This is a genomic window from Corynebacterium camporealensis (genome assembly GCF_000980815.1).
Taxonomy (GTDB): Bacteria; Actinomycetota; Actinomycetes; order Mycobacteriales; family Mycobacteriaceae; genus Corynebacterium; species Corynebacterium camporealense.
Window position 1 is genome coordinate 371,929 of record NZ_CP011311.1, and the last position, 13,445, is coordinate 385,373.

At 58.8% G+C, this 13,445-nt stretch carries 17 protein-coding genes; 12 read left to right on the forward strand and 5 right to left on the reverse strand.

The annotated features are described in order from the left end of the window. Window positions 1-552, forward strand: a complete 552-nt coding sequence (rplE, locus tag UL81_RS01850; RefSeq protein ID WP_035106550.1) for a 50S ribosomal protein L5 — start codon at window positions 1-3, stop codon at window positions 550-552. Between the two features lie 50 nt (window positions 553-602). On the opposite strand, the gene UL81_RS01855 is transcribed toward rplE, so the two are convergent. Both UL81_RS01855 and UL81_RS01860 read right to left on the reverse strand, forming a co-directional pair. Next, window positions 603-1,328: a hypothetical protein gene (locus tag UL81_RS01855; protein ID WP_144407157.1), complete on the reverse strand. Its 726-nt coding sequence runs from the start codon at window positions 1,326-1,328 to the stop codon at window positions 603-605. Next, complete coding sequence (locus UL81_RS01860; RefSeq protein ID WP_046453189.1) at window positions 1,268-1,795, reverse strand: MFS transporter; 528 nt, start codon at window positions 1,793-1,795, stop codon at window positions 1,268-1,270. Before UL81_RS01860 ends, UL81_RS01855 begins: the two co-directional genes overlap by 61 nt. Window positions 1,796-2,033: 238 nt before the next feature. Here UL81_RS01860 and UL81_RS01865 point away from each other — a divergent pair, with 238 nt between their 5' ends. Then, complete coding sequence (locus UL81_RS01865) at window positions 2,034-2,819, forward strand: formate/nitrite transporter family protein (RefSeq protein ID WP_035106559.1); 786 nt, start codon at window positions 2,034-2,036, stop codon at window positions 2,817-2,819. 63 nt (window positions 2,820-2,882) lie between these two features. On the opposite strand, the gene fdhD is transcribed toward UL81_RS01865, so the two are convergent. The 3 genes from fdhD to UL81_RS01880 form a co-directional block, all read right to left on the reverse strand. Next, window positions 2,883-3,713, reverse strand: a complete 831-nt coding sequence (fdhD, locus tag UL81_RS01870; RefSeq protein WP_035106561.1) for a formate dehydrogenase accessory sulfurtransferase FdhD — start codon at window positions 3,711-3,713, stop codon at window positions 2,883-2,885. Beyond that, window positions 3,713-3,967, reverse strand: a complete 255-nt coding sequence (locus tag UL81_RS01875) for a DUF6457 domain-containing protein (RefSeq protein ID WP_035106563.1) — start codon at window positions 3,965-3,967, stop codon at window positions 3,713-3,715. Before UL81_RS01875 ends, fdhD begins: the two co-directional genes overlap by 1 nt. A 97-nt stretch (window positions 3,968-4,064) precedes the next feature. Then, window positions 4,065-6,356, reverse strand: a complete 2,292-nt coding sequence (locus UL81_RS01880) for an FdhF/YdeP family oxidoreductase (RefSeq protein ID WP_035106565.1) — start codon at window positions 6,354-6,356, stop codon at window positions 4,065-4,067. Window positions 6,357-6,833: 477 nt separating this feature from the next. On the opposite strand from UL81_RS01880, the gene rpsH reads away from it, so the two are divergent. The 10 genes from rpsH (at window position 6,834) to UL81_RS01930 (ending at window position 13,377) form a co-directional block, all read left to right on the forward strand. Then, a complete protein-coding gene (rpsH, locus tag UL81_RS01885) occupies window positions 6,834-7,217 on the forward strand; it encodes a 30S ribosomal protein S8 (RefSeq protein WP_046453190.1) in 384 nt (127 codons plus the stop codon). A gap of 15 nt (window positions 7,218-7,232) precedes the next feature. Further along, window positions 7,233-7,769 carry a 50S ribosomal protein L6 gene (gene rplF, locus UL81_RS01890; RefSeq protein WP_046453191.1) on the forward strand — a complete coding sequence of 179 codons (537 nt, stop codon included), beginning with the start codon at window positions 7,233-7,235 and terminating at the stop codon, window positions 7,767-7,769. A 3-nt stretch (window positions 7,770-7,772) separates the two neighbouring features. Next, entirely contained in the window at window positions 7,773-8,174 is a 402-nt protein-coding gene (gene rplR / locus UL81_RS01895; RefSeq protein WP_035106572.1) for a 50S ribosomal protein L18, read from the forward strand. Window positions 8,175-8,214: 40 nt separating this feature from the next. After that, on the forward strand, window positions 8,215-8,835 hold the full coding sequence (rpsE, locus tag UL81_RS01900) for a 30S ribosomal protein S5 (protein WP_046453192.1): 621 nt from the start codon (window positions 8,215-8,217) through the stop codon (window positions 8,833-8,835). Between the two features lie 3 nt (window positions 8,836-8,838). After that, window positions 8,839-9,024 (forward strand): 50S ribosomal protein L30, encoded by a 186-nt coding sequence (gene rpmD, locus UL81_RS01905; protein ID WP_035106576.1) that lies wholly within the window; start codon window positions 8,839-8,841, stop codon window positions 9,022-9,024. Window positions 9,025-9,027: 3 nt separating this feature from the next. After that, window positions 9,028-9,477: a 50S ribosomal protein L15 gene (rplO, locus tag UL81_RS01910; RefSeq protein ID WP_035106578.1), complete on the forward strand. Its 450-nt coding sequence runs from the start codon at window positions 9,028-9,030 to the stop codon at window positions 9,475-9,477. Window positions 9,478-9,799: 322 nt separating this feature from the next. Further along, complete coding sequence (gene secY / locus UL81_RS01915; protein ID WP_035106580.1) at window positions 9,800-11,125, forward strand: preprotein translocase subunit SecY; 1,326 nt, start codon at window positions 9,800-9,802, stop codon at window positions 11,123-11,125. Next, window positions 11,125-11,670, forward strand: coding sequence for an adenylate kinase (locus UL81_RS01920; RefSeq protein WP_035106582.1), 546 nt, complete (start codon window positions 11,125-11,127; stop codon window positions 11,668-11,670). The genes secY and UL81_RS01920 overlap by 1 nt, the downstream gene beginning before the upstream one ends. A gap of 5 nt (window positions 11,671-11,675) precedes the next feature. Then, window positions 11,676-12,470, forward strand: a complete 795-nt coding sequence (gene map / locus UL81_RS01925; RefSeq protein ID WP_035106584.1) for a type I methionyl aminopeptidase — start codon at window positions 11,676-11,678, stop codon at window positions 12,468-12,470. 61 nt (window positions 12,471-12,531) lie between these two features. Continuing rightward, a complete protein-coding gene (locus UL81_RS01930) occupies window positions 12,532-13,377 on the forward strand; it encodes a L,D-transpeptidase (RefSeq protein WP_046453193.1) in 846 nt (281 codons plus the stop codon). The last annotated feature ends 68 nt before the right edge of the window (window positions 13,378-13,445 follow it).

The window sequence follows — 13,445 nt, forward strand, 5'->3', positions numbered from 1 at the left end:
ATGAGCGAGAATTACACCCCCCGCCTGAAGGCTCGTTACCGCGAAGAGATCAAGAAGACCCTGGCTGACGAGTTCAACTACGACAACGTCATGCAGATCCCGGGCGTTACCAAGGTTGTCGTCAACATGGGTGTTGGCGAAGCTGCACGTGACTCCAAGCTGATCAACGGCGCTGTTGCTGACCTGACCGCTATCACCGGTCAGAAGCCGCAGCTGCGTCGCGCTAAGAAGTCCATCGCAAACTTCAAGCTGCGTGAGGGCATGCCGATCGGCGCCCGCGTCACCCTGCGTGGCGACCGCATGTGGGAGTTCCTGGACCGCCTGCTGACCATCGCACTGCCGCGTATTCGTGACTTCCGCGGCCTGTCCGACCAGCAATTCGACGGCCACGGCAACTACACCTTCGGTCTGTCCGAGCAGTCCATGTTCTACGAGATCGACATCGACAAGATGGATCGCCCGCGTGGTATGGACATCACCGTGGTGACCACCGCAACCAACGACGACGAGGGCCGCAAGCTCCTGCGCGAGCTGGGTTTCCCGTTCAAGTAAAGCTACTTAAGCTTTAATCCCGACCTCACTGAGGTCGGGATTTTGGTGTTTTAACGGCCTTGTTGATTGTTGACTTCGCGGACGAATAGCAAGGCAGGGATGACACTGAGTGCGCCAATGCCAGCACATGCCCATAGGCCCTGGGCTAACGTCCAGCGGTGACCAATGGCACCCAGCGGAGTATCCCACATTGCCGAAATCGACGTAACCAGTGTGTTTTGAATAGTGGTGACACGGCCGAAAGCTTCTTCGGCGATGAGTTCGTGCAGTGTGGCAAAGATGACTGCCCCGGCCGCGGGTGCGGTCAGTACAGACAGGCCGAGTGGGATCACCATCCAGAGTGTGGCCTCAGTCAGCGCTGCGACCGTAATGCAGAGCGTAATCCACAAAGTCGTACCGACCTGCAATGCGGCAAAAGAAAAAGTCTTCTGGAAAAAGCGTGTGGTGAGTGCACCGGCAATACCGATGGCTCCGATGGCCGTGCGTGCCAGACCGATGATCCAGCCCGCGTATCCACTTGCCTCCAGTGACAGGATTGTGAGAAACAGCGCGCCGTTAATTGCACAGTTGGAACCCATCTGCATCACGATCAGTCGCCGCAGCATCCGAGAACGCGCTACCAAACTCAGTCCCTCTGCCGTCGTGCGGATGATGGTGGTGCTGGAACGTGTTGGTGGATTGAGCTCTGCATCAATGAAGATGTAGAAGGCGGCTGTTAATGCACTACCTGCCGCAAGCACGACGAAGGGGAATGCGGCAGCGATATCCAACAGCACGCCACCGATGAACGGCCAATAAGCCCTGCGAACTGCATGCGGGCCTGGATAAAGCCCTGCGCGGTGGCTATGTCTTCTGCGGCAACCAATTGGGGCAGCGAGGGATTGGCGCTGGCTTGGCCGATGGAGTGGGCGAACATCGATAAGCCCAGCAATGTGGCAAAAGCCCCCGCGCTAAATGTAGCTTCACCTTGAACAACTACGAAGGCTAAGCCCAGATTGCATAGCGCCGCCACCACATTGGCGCCCATGATTACGGGCTTGCGGTTGTATTTGTCAGCGGCTGCACCGCCAATGATTCCGCCGAGTAGCGCCGCCAGACCACTAATGGTTCCCAGCACACCAGCTAGCGTTATGCTGCCGGAAAATCTGAACGCCACAATCGGCACCGCTATTCCTGCCGCCACTCCGCAGATCTGAGCTATCACGTCAGAAAACAGATATAGCCGGAAATTCTTCGTGTGCATGGTCGTCCTTGTGTACTCAACCTTCGTCATGACAGGTTGCGTTAAGTAAACCAGATTACATTCGCTGAAAAAGTAAAACGGTTATTAATAGTCGCGTGCTATGGGCGAAGGCGCAGGAATGAGTGGGCAGGTGCTCTTCATTTTGATTTGGCTTGGGTGCCCCTGTTCGTTGCTCAGGAACTAGGGCGCGAAGTAGTGTTATGGAGGAATTCTTAACTTAAGCTGGAGGGATGATGCTATGTCGCTGAACGAAGCAGCTGCGGGCGCCATTAATAAGAAAGTCGCTCTGCTCGACCAATCCTTTGGTCGCTTTGCTACCCGTTCGATCTTGGCCGGTGTGTATCTGACTATCGGCACGGCATTCGCCGGCGTGGTTGGTCAGGCGGTGGAAGAACTCTTCCCGGGCTTGGGCTCTGTTGTCTTCGCCCTGCTCTTCGGCTTGGGTCTGTTTGCCATCATTCTGCTCGGCGCGGAGCTGGCTACCGGCAACATGATGTACGTCGTCTACGGCGCTATCAATAAGCACGTCGGCTGGGGTAAGGGCTTGTGGCTTCTGCTGGTCACCACGGTATTTAACCTGGTCGGCTGCATCCTCTTTGCTGCAGCGATGGGCATGTCCGCCAAGCTCGGCGGTATGGATCCCACCCACCTGATTTCCACGCTGTCGGAAGGCAAGCTGACCAAGGAACCAGGCGGCATGTTCGTCGAGGCCATCCTGGCTAACTTTGTGGTCAACATGGCCGTCGTCGGTGCGGTCTTTGCCAAGGACGTCGTGTCCAAGTTCTTCGTGATTCTGCCGATCATCGCAGCCTTCGTTGGCATGGGGCTCGAGCACGTTATTGCGAACTTCTGCTTGTTCACCCTGACCTTCTTCGCCTCGGATCCGCTGACCTCCGCGATGACTGTCGGCAACGTGGCCCTCAACTGGACCCTGGTTTGGTTGGGCAACCTGGTCGGTGGCGGCTTCCTCATCGGTGGCGTCTACGCCTACCTCAACAAGGGCCAGGACGTCTACCGCGACTAAGCATCTTACTTTTAATGACTAAACCCGGTTACCTCACCTTTCGTGGTGAGGAACCGGGTTTTCTCAGCGTTGTAGTTCGCCGGAGTAGAGGTTGAAGCGATCGCCGCGGGCAAAGCCGACCAAGCCCATGCCGGTGGCGCGGGCGGTTTCTACGGCGAGGGAAGACGCGGCGGAAACAGCGATAAGCGTGGGGAAGCCAGCCATGGCGGCTTTCTGTACGAGCTCAAAGGAGGCGCGAGAGCTCATTACGAGGATGAGGTCGTGGGCAGGCAGCATGCCTTCCAGCAGGAGGTGGCCGATGACTTTGTCGGCTGCGTTATGCCTGCCGATGTCCTCGCGGATCACCACGGATGTGCCATCGCGACGGAAAGCACCTGCGGCGTGAATGCCGCCAGTCTTGCGGAAGAGCTTTTGTTCCTTGCGGAGCTTTTCTGGCAAGGTGGCGACCAGCTGTGGGTCGACGGGGACTTCCGGCAATGAGTGTGGCAGGCGCAGTTTCATCTCCTCAATGGAGGAGGTGCCGCAGACGCCACAGGCGGACGTCGTCAAGCTTAAGCGCAAGTCCTGCAGCCCAATGACGTTTTTCTTGGCTAGCTGAATGTCCAGCAGGTTATAGGTGTTGAGCCCATCGACGGTGGCACCGGCGCAGTAGCGGGCGGTCGTGATGTCTTCCGCGGAGCTGATGTGGCCTTCGGAGTATAAAAAGCCGTGGGCAAGCTCGATATCGTTGCCCGGGGTGCGCATCGTGGTGGCAATTGTTTGGTCGCCCACGCGGATTTCTAAAGGCTCTTCACCTGCAACAGAATCAGCGCGAGTATCAACCTGGGTGAGGTTGCCGTCATCGTCCAGGCGCACCCGGGTGACCGGGAAGTTAGAGGTTGCGCGTCCTGCCACTACTGGATGCGCTCCTGCAGCTTAGCGATGTTCGCCTTGGCCTCCTCACAATCCTGGGAAGCCAAACCGACCAGATAAGAGGTCAGCGGGGCAGCAGGACGGGAGCGGTTATGGGCGACGTCCTTGGTGAGATCGAGCAGCTCACGGGTAAGGGCCGTGGCTTCCTTCTTATCCAGGCCCAGGATTTCCGCAGCTTCCACGAGCCACTCGTGGGCAGTCTGGATGGGGTCTTGGTTCTCAGTATTTTCGCTCATGTGCACCCACTCTAGTCGCAGGAAGGGCGCTGCTAGATACACCAGCGCCCCCGCCCGGTGCGCAGGCACCGAGTGGGGGCGAAAGCGACCTGACAGCTTAGAGGTCGTTGGCGTTGCGGCCCTGCGGCTCCAAGTGAACTACGAGGGACTTAGACACCGGGGTGTGGGAGCCGTCAGCATGCTGGGACAGGGGAACCAACACGTTGAGCTCCGGGAAGTAGCCGGTGACGCAATCGCGAGCGGTGTTGTACTCCACCAAGCGGAAGTTCGGAGCACGACGCTCTTCGTTGTCGTAGACGGAGACAACATCGACGATGTCGCCGTCCTTCAGACCACGCTTCTTCAGGTCAGCGGGGGAGATAAACAGGACACGACGGCCGCCACGAACACCACGGTAGCGGTCATTCAGTCCGTAGGAGATGGTGTTGTACTGGTCGTGTGCGCGCACCGAGGACAGCAGCAGCTGGTCGTCGTCCAGCTCAATGACAGCGGTGTCGTTGATGGTCAGCTGTGCCTTGCCGTTATCGGTGTTGAAGATGCGCTCACGAGCAGCGTGCGGGAGCATGAAACCGCGTGGGCGTTCCAGGCGCTCGTTGTAGTTCTCAAAGCCTGGGATAACAGCTTCAATGTGGTCGCGGATGACGTCGTAGTTGTCAATCATCGGCTGCCAGAAGTCATCTCCGAAGGTCTCGCGACCAATGGAGCAGATGATGTCGACCTCAGACTTGAGGTCCAAGTCCTGGTTGGCCTTTCGCGATGGCTTGGAAGAAGACACGGTGGAATCCGATGCCTCAACCGAGACTTTCTGTGGGCCGGACGCCTGCGGGTCATAGTCCGTACGGGAACGCACCGGCAGAATCAGACCGCGCTCGCCTGGCCACGCGCAAGTGTTGTTGAGCTTGGTCAGCATGTGTGCCGACAGCTTGGTGCGTGCCATGCCGTCTTCACAGGCGGTGGTATCACTCAGTGCTCGGATGAAGTTACCGCCTAGGGAGATGAAGACGTCCACGTCGCCGTCGCGTAGTGCTGCAGCTGCTTCCACGGAGGAGTAGCCGTGCTCACGTGGAACGTCGAAGCCAAATTCTTCCTCCATCTTGGCCAGAAACGGCTCCGGCATCTTCTCGGAGATGCCCATGGTGCGGTCGCCCTGCACGTTGGAGTGGCCACGGAACGGGAAGGAGCCGGCGCCAGGCTTGCCGATGTTGCCAGTCAGCAGCAGGAAGTTCATCATCTCTTGGATGGTCTGCACTGCATTCTTGTGCTGGGTAACACCAAGAGTCCAAGCTAGGATGACGTTTTCGGCCTTCTCCACGCGGTCGACAATGGCGTTGACTTCGGACTGCGGGATACCGGAGCCACGTTCCAGCAGGGCCGGGTCCAGGGAGTTGAGGTACTCGATGGTCTCATCCACGTTGGAGCAGAAGCGCTCCAGGAAGGAATGATCCAGCAGATCGCGGCGGATGACCTCGCGGTTGATCTGCTGGAAGAGCGCGCGGTCGCCATCGAGGCGGACCTGGACGTACTGGTCGGCCAGCTTCTTGGAGATACCCAGCATGCCCTTCGGGTCCTGCGGATCGCGGAACTTCATCAGGCCGGTTTCTGGCAGCGGGTTGATGGCCACCAGCTTGCCGCCGTTGTCCTTCATGCGCTCGAAAGCACCGAGCGCGCGCGGGTGGTTGGTGCCGGGGTTCTGGCCCACGGAGATCACCAGGTCGGTGTTGTAGAGGTCCTGCATGGTGGCAGAGCCCTTACCGACGCCGACGACCTTTGCCAGTGCGACACCGGTGGAATCGTGGCACAGGTTCGCGCAGTCCGGCAGATTGTTGGTGCCGATGCGGCGGCCCAACACACCGAAGGAGAATGCAGACTCGTTGACGGCAGTACCGGAGGTGTAGAGCACGTTGCGGTTGGGCTCGGTTGCCTTAATCTCTTCAGAGATAATGCGGAAGGCCTCATCCCAGGAGATAGGGTGATACTTGCCATCGCCAGTGGAGCGGTCATAGAGCATCGGCTCCTGCAGACGTCCCAGCTGGTCCAGTTCGTAGTCGGTCATCTCACGCATCTGTTCGACGGTGGTGTTGGCGAAGAACTCGCGGCTGACGCGCTTGGGAGTAGTCTCCTGGGCGATAGCCTTAGCGCCGTTCTCGCAGAACTCGACGATGCCCTGCTCACCGACCGGCGGTTCTGGCCAGGCACAGCCTGGGCAGTCCACACCGCTGTCCTTGTTGAGGTTGACCAGGGGCAGCATGGCGCGGTTGGGTGCTGCATGCTCCATAGCGTGCAGTACGCCTCCCAGGCCCGCCGCAGACTTGACGCGGCGGCCTACCTGGGGGTTATCGAACTCGTTGGCCTTTGGGTTGGTCCGAGATACATCTGTAGGGGTAGTCATAACGACATAATACCTGGCTAAGTGGCCCATTCCACAACCCCTGTGCAGGGGAAAAGGGATGTGCATCGTCGCCAAGCACTGCATTAGACCTTTCGCAGTGGTGAGGGCGCGAATCGGCATGCGGGTGAGAAAAGAAAAGTCCCGGTCGCGGGTTGTGTTAATGGGGGTGAAGCACGTAATGTGGAACGTCGGACTTGATTGCAAGCTGCGCAGGAATGACGCAGTGGCGGGCTTTTGCGCCTTAAAACTGCCTTTATCCTGTAGCTTTGCGCCAAGCCGAGCAAGAATTGAACAACTACTTTGTTGTAGGCCCCCCGCCTTAAATAGCGGACCGTCGTATGCATCAAAGGGTGGCGAGCGCCTTGCGGTACTGACCGCAGGGAGCGTCAGTAGCCCGAAATCACACGGAAAACGCTTTGGTGGGCAAACTTCGAGTTTGTGAGGGAACCGCAACGAGAAAGGTAACGGTCACTTCATATGACCATGACTGATCCTATTGCCGACATGCTGTCGCGCGTGCGCAATGCAAACCATGCGCACCATGACGTCGTGTCGATGCCGACCTCCAAGATCAAGGCAAACATTGCTGAGATCCTGAAGCAGGAAGGCTACATCGCTGACTACTCCGTCGAGGGCCACGAGCTGTCTCTCGAGCTTAAGTACAACAACCGTGAGCGCTCCCTGTCCGGTCTGCGTCGCGTGTCTAAGCCGGGTCTGCGTGTGTACGCAAAGTCCACCAACCTGCCGAAGGTTCTGGGCGGCCTGGGCGTGGCTATCATCTCCACGTCCCACGGTCTGCTGACCGATCGTCAGGCTCAGGAGAAGGGCGTAGGCGGAGAAGTTCTCGCCTACGTCTGGTAAAGGGAGGTTTGACACATGTCTCGAGTCGGTTTAGCACCGATCGCCGTACCTAACGGCGTCGAAATCAACATCAACGGCCAGGTCGTCGACGTCAAGGGCCCGAAGGGTTCCCAGACCGTTGACGTTCCGCAGCCGATCACCGCTGCTGTGGAAGACGGCGTTCTGACGGTTTCCCGTCCGGACGACCACCGCAAGCACCGCGCACTGCACGGTCTGTCCCGCTCCCTGCTCAACAACGCAGTTCAGGGCGTGACCGAGGGCTTCACCATCAAGATGGAAATCTTCGGTGTGGGCTACCGTGTGCAGCTGAAGGGTCAGGACCTGGAATTCAGCCTGGGTTACTCGCATCCGATCCTGATCAAGGCTCCGGAAGGCATCACTTTCGCCGTTGATGGCGCAACCAAGCTTTCTATCACTGGTATTGACAAGCAGGCCGTCGGACAGGTCGCCGCTAACATCCGCCGTCTGCGTAAGGACGATCCTTACAAGGGCAAGGGCATTCGTTACGAAGGCGAGCAGATCCGTCGCAAGGTCGGAAAGACGGGTAAGTAAGCAATGGCAAACACTGAAAACACCAAGCGCAATCCAATCGGCAAGGACATCTCGTCCCGTCGTCGCGAAGCACGCGCACGCCGTCACTTCCGTATCCGTAAGACCCTGCGTGGCACCCCAGAGGCACCACGCCTGGTACTGCACCGCTCCTCTCGCCACATGCACGTCCAGGTCATCGACGACCTGGCCGGCCACACCCTGGTCGCTGCTTCCTCCATGGAAGCTGACGTGCGTGCAGTAGAGGGCGACAAGAAGGCCAAGGCTGCCAAGGTCGGCGAGCTCATCGCCGAGCGCGCTAAGGCTGCTGGCATCGAAAAGGTCGTCTTCGACCGCGCTGGCTACAAGTACCACGGTCGCGTTGCCGCTCTGGCAGACGCCGCACGCGAAGGTGGTCTGCAGTTCTAATGATTAACGCAAACGGAAACATCAACGGAAGGAACGCCTAATGTCGGACCGTGAACAGCGTGACGGCGGACGCTCCGCCGAGAACAAGGGCGGTAACCGCCGCAACGATCGTCGTAACGATCGCCGCAACAACCATGACAACGAGCGCGACAAGTACATCGAGCGCGTAGTCACCATTAACCGTGTCTCCAAGACCGTCAAGGGTGGCCGCAACATGTCCTTCACCGCTCTCGTCGTCGTCGGCGACGGCCAGGGCATGGTCGGCGTCGGCTACGGCAAGGCCAAGGAAGTCCCGGCTGCCATCCAGAAGGGTGCCGAGGAAGCTCGCAAGAACTTCTTCCGCGTCCCGATGATTGCCGGCACCATCACCCACCCGGTCGAGGGTCGCGACGCCGCTGGCATCGTGATGCTGAAGCCGGCTGCACCTGGTACCGGTGTTATCGCCGGTGGCGCTGCTCGTCCGGTGCTCGAATGCGCTGGTGTGCAGGACATCCTGTCGAAGTCGCTGGGCTCCGACAACGCACTCAACGTCGTCCGCGCAACCGTGGACGGCCTCAAGCAGCTGGTTCGCCCTGAAGAGGTTGCTGCACGTCGCGGCAAGTCTCTCGAAGAGGTCACCCCGGCCCGTATGCTGCGCAAGCGCGCAGGTCAGGAGGCATAAGCAATGGCTCTGAAGATTACTCAGGTAAAGGGCCTTGTGGGCACCAAGCCGAACCACCGCGCCAACATTGAGGCTCTCGGCCTCAAGCGCATCGGTCAGTCCGTTATCAAGCAGGACACCCCGATCGTGCGCGGCATGGTTCAGAAGGTGCGTCACCTGGTCACCGTCGAAGAAGTGGCAGGGGAGTAAACCATGGCTGACATCATCAAGTTGCACGACCTGCGCCCAAGCGCAGGCGCCAACAAGCCGAAGACCCGCGTTGGTCGCGGTGAGGCATCCAAGGGTAAGACCGCCGGTCGCGGTACCAAGGGCACCCGGGCTCGTAAGCAGGTCCCGGCTGCATTCGAGGGCGGCCAGATGCCAATTCACATGCGTCTGCCGAAGCTGCGCGGCTTCAAGAACCCGAACAAGATCACCTACCAGGTCGTCAACGTATCCGACCTGAACAAGGCATTCCCGGATGGCGGCGACATCACCGTGGCTGACATCGTGAATGCTGGCCTGGTTCGCGCAAAGCAGCCAGTTAAGGTGCTGGGCAATGGCGAGATCAGCGTCAAGCTGAACGTCACTGCCGACAAGTTCTCCAAGTCTGCAGTGGAGAAGATTGAGGCCGCCGGTGGTTCCACCACCGCTACCAAGTAATGACTAGGTAGCCTCACGAGACAAACCCCCGTTCAATGGACGGGGGTTTTCTTATGCCCTCACAGGGAAATTGCATTATTCCGCTAGTACATACAGCTTACTGACAGCTATTGGCAACTTAGTTGTAACGTAGTGCACTTCATGGCGAAACTATTATGAACGCTAAACGCCGTCGAGTGTTTATATCTTGTGCGGTGCTGATAGGGTAGTGAGGTCAAACTTGTTCCGTTTCCTCGGCGGGTTCTGTTAGGGCCCGCTGGAGGGTAAATGATTGTGGCCTTTCTGCGCGCTTTTTTCGCAGGTAGGTCAGGAGGAATATATAGTGTCCGCCATTATTCAGGCTTTCAAGGACGCCGATCTGCGCAAAAAGATCATCTTCACGCTGTTGATGATCATTGCGTACCGTATCGGCGCGCAAATTCCGTCGCCAGGCGTCGATTACGCGTCGATCGCTGGGCGTCTGCGCACCTTGACCGAAGAGTCGGGCAACCTGTACTCCGTCATCAACCTGTTCTCAGGTGGTGCGCTGCTGCAGTTGTCTATCTTCGCCATCGGCATCATGCCGTACATTACGGCATCGATTATCGTGCAGCTGCTGACCGTGGTCATTCCGCACTTCGAGCAATTGAAGAAGGAAGGCCAGTCCGGCCAGGCGAAGATGACGCAGTACACGCGCTACCTGACTCTCGCGCTGGCGCTGCTGCAGTCCGCAGGCATCGTGGCACTGGCAGACCGCCAGCAGCTGCTGGGCCAGGGCGTCGAGGTTCTTGACCCGGACCGCAACATCTTCACGCTTATCATCCTGGTGGTCACCATGACCTCCGGTGCCATCCTGGTGATGTGGATGGGCGAGCTCATCACGGAAAAGGGCGTCGGCAACGGCATGTCCCTGATGATCTTCGCCGGTATTGCGACCCGTATTCCAACCGATGGTGCGAACATCCTCCAGAACAACGGCGGTCTGGTCTTCGCCATGGTCGTCGCCGGCCTGATTGCTCTGGTTATCGGTATTACCTTCATCGAGCAGGGCCAGCGCCGCATCCCGGTCCAGTACGCCAAGCGTATGGTCGGCCGTCGCCAGTACGGTGGCTCCTCGACCTACCTGCCGCTGAAGGTCAACCAGGCAGGCGTTATCCCGGTCATCTTCGCCTCCTCGCTGATTTACATGCCGGTGCTGATCACCCAGATCGTGAACTCGAATACCTTCGAAACTCCCGATAACTGGTGGCAGCGCAACGTGATTGCACACCTGCAGTCGCCATCGTCCTGGCAGTACATCCTGGCTTACTTCCTGCTCACCATTTTCTTCTCCTACTTCTATGTATCGGTTCAGTACGACCCGGCCGAGCAGGCAGATAACATGAAGAAGTATGGTGGATTTATCCCAGGCATCCGCCCGGGCCGCCCGACCGCGCAGTACCTCGGCTTCGTGATGAACCGACTGCTGTTCGTGGGCTCTATCTACCTCGCAACTATTGCCATTTTGCCGAACATCCTGCTGGATCTTGGCGTCGGTAATTCCTCTGCGGGTGGTACCGCTGCATTCGGTGGTACCGCAATCCTGATTATGGTCTCGGTCGCCTTGACTACGGTCAAACAGATTGAGTCCCAGCTTCTGCAATCCAACTACGAAGGACTCCTCAAGTAATGCGTTACGTACTCCTCGGCCCTCCCGGTGCTGGCAAGGGCACTCAGGCAGCAATCCTCAGCGAGAAGCTGAACATCCCGCACATCTCTACCGGCGATCTCTTCCGCGCCAACATTGGCGAAGGCACCCCGCTCGGCAAGGAAGCTAAGTCCTACATCGATGCCGGCAAGCTGGTTCCTACCGACGTCACCGCTCGCATGGTCGAAGACCGCCTGAACGAAGACGATGCCGCAGAAGGCTTCCTGCTGGATGGCTTCCCGCGTACCGTCGAGCAGGCTGAGATTCTCACCGACCTGCTGGAGAAGAAGGGCCTCAAGCTGGACGGCGTGCTGAACTTCGAGGTCTCTGAAGACGTCGTCGTTGAGCGCATGCTGGCCCGTGGCCGTGCCGATGACAACGAAGAGACCATCCGTACCCGCCTGGGCGTGTACCGCGATGAGACCTTCCCGCTCATCCAGCACTACGGTGACCAAATCATCAGCGTGAAGGCTGAGGGCGAGGTTGAAGAGATCAACGCTCGTGCCCTCGAAGCTATGGGTAAGTAGGCCCAATGGTGTTTCGACGCCGCAGCAAGCGCATCCCTGCTCGTACTCCGGGTGAACTAGACGCTATGCAGGCCGCTGGCGAAATCGTCGGCAAGGCTTTGCAAGAAGTCCGCGCTGCTGCGGCGTCTGGCGTATCTACCCTGGAGTTGGACGCGGTGGCTGAAGAATTCATCCGTTCCAACGGCGCCGTCCCGACGTTCAAGGGATACCAGGGTTTCCCGGGCTCTATTTGCTCCTCGGTTAACGACGTTATCGTCCACGGCATCCCCAGCAAGAAGGTCGTCCTCAAAGAGGGCGATCTGGTGTCCATCGACTGTGGTGCCACGCTCGATGGCTGGGTAGGGGACAGTGCGTGGTCCTTCGGCGTGGGGCAGTTGGCCCCGGAGGTGCAATCGCTTAACGATGCCGCCGAGTGGGTCCTCATGGAAGGCCTCAAGGCCATGGTGCCGGGCAATAAACTTACCGATGTCTCCTGGGCACTCGAAGAAGCCACTGACCGGGCCGAAGAAAAGTTCGGTGTTGACCTGTTTATCGTCGACGGCTTTGGTGGCCACGGCATTGGCCGCGAGATGCACATGGATCCGTTCCTGCCGAATGAAGGCAAGCCGGGCAAGGGCCCGAAGATTCAAGAAGGCTCTGTATTAGCCATTGAGCCGATGCTGGCGCTGGGCACTGAGGATAACCGCACCTTAGGGGATGACTGGACCGTCGTGACCATCGATGGTTCCTGGGCCTCGCACTGGGAGCACACCGTGGCAGCCACCGCTGATGGCCCGCGTATTCTCACACCGCGTTACTAAGCTGAGAAAAAGTTTTCGTCTTAAGTAGGCACTTAAGAGCCAAGGGTCTATACTTTTGTGCATGCTTAAGTTCACCCTATCTTCCGCGTCGCTGAAAATGCGTCGTGCTCTCATCGCAATGGTGGCTGCGATTACCCTGATTGCAGCCCCGCTGGCTTCGTCCCAGTCCGCATCTGCTCAAGAAATGCCGAACTTCGAGCGCATGTCGTCTGACATCCAGTCCCAGGTTGATTCTCGGGTCAACCAGGCTCGCGCTCAGGTAGAAGAATTCTTCGGTAACACCCGCGACCAGGCTTGGAACGCTCGCAACGACGTGCTGCGTGAGCTGCAGAAGCTGAATCCGGCTGCAGCGAAGACCATTCAGCCGCACATCGACAACCTGCTCAACGTTGTCTTCCCTGGCCTGGTTCAGGAGAAAAAGGCAGAAGAGCGTGCTGCCCGTGACGCTGCTGCTCGCGCTAACGCAGAGCGCGCTAACGCTGAGCGCGCCCGCGCACAGCAGGCTGCACAGCGTGCTGAGGCTGACCGCCGTGCACGAAACTTCGACACGGGCTCCTGCCCAGCTGATGCGAAGGTGTGCGTGGACATCGATGGCCGTCGCACCTGGCTGCAGGATGGCCGCGGCACCGTCACCTACGTTTCCCCGTCCATGGCACCGGGCCGCAACAACCCGACCGAGCGCACCCCGCGCGGTACCTTCACCGTCACCCGCAAGGTCAAGGATGAAATCTCCTACGAGTTCAACAACGCTCCGATGCCTTACGCGGTGTACTTCACCAACAACGGTCACGCTTTCCACATGGGTGACCCGGCATATGATTCCGCCGGCTGTGTCCGCCTGCCAGGCGGTGCTGCAGAGCGCTACTTCGCTCACCTGAACATCGGCGACAAGGTCTACATCTACTAATCCCAGATAGGGCGCACTTATCGCATCCCCGCTTCCACCCCGTGAGCAACACGGAGTGGGACGGGGAT

Excerpts from the sequence above, each read along its gene's own strand:
- map (WP_035106584.1), top strand. The coding sequence starts at position 11,676 with ATGGTGTTTCGACGCCGCAGCAAGCGCATCCCTGCTCGTACTCCGGGT.
- UL81_RS01880 (WP_035106565.1), bottom strand. The coding sequence starts at position 6,356 with ATGACTACCCCTACAGATGTATCTCGGACCAACCCAAAGGCCAACGAG.
- UL81_RS01860 (WP_046453189.1), bottom strand. The coding sequence starts at position 1,795 with ATGCACACGAAGAATTTCCGGCTATATCTGTTTTCTGACGTGATAGCT.
- rpmD (WP_035106576.1), top strand. The coding sequence starts at position 8,839 with ATGGCTCTGAAGATTACTCAGGTAAAGGGCCTTGTGGGCACCAAGCCG.
- UL81_RS01865 (WP_035106559.1), top strand. The coding sequence starts at position 2,034 with ATGTCGCTGAACGAAGCAGCTGCGGGCGCCATTAATAAGAAAGTCGCT.
- rplF (WP_046453191.1), top strand. The coding sequence starts at position 7,233 with ATGTCTCGAGTCGGTTTAGCACCGATCGCCGTACCTAACGGCGTCGAA.
- UL81_RS01875 (WP_035106563.1), bottom strand. The coding sequence starts at position 3,967 with ATGAGCGAAAATACTGAGAACCAAGACCCCATCCAGACTGCCCACGAG.
- rplR (WP_035106572.1), top strand. The coding sequence starts at position 7,773 with ATGGCAAACACTGAAAACACCAAGCGCAATCCAATCGGCAAGGACATC.
- rplE (WP_035106550.1), top strand. The coding sequence starts at position 1 with ATGAGCGAGAATTACACCCCCCGCCTGAAGGCTCGTTACCGCGAAGAG.
- rpsE (WP_046453192.1), top strand. The coding sequence starts at position 8,215 with ATGTCGGACCGTGAACAGCGTGACGGCGGACGCTCCGCCGAGAACAAG.
- UL81_RS01930 (WP_046453193.1), top strand. The coding sequence starts at position 12,532 with ATGCTTAAGTTCACCCTATCTTCCGCGTCGCTGAAAATGCGTCGTGCT.
- rpsH (WP_046453190.1), top strand. The coding sequence starts at position 6,834 with ATGACCATGACTGATCCTATTGCCGACATGCTGTCGCGCGTGCGCAAT.
- rplO (WP_035106578.1), top strand. The coding sequence starts at position 9,028 with ATGGCTGACATCATCAAGTTGCACGACCTGCGCCCAAGCGCAGGCGCC.
- UL81_RS01920 (WP_035106582.1), top strand. The coding sequence starts at position 11,125 with ATGCGTTACGTACTCCTCGGCCCTCCCGGTGCTGGCAAGGGCACTCAG.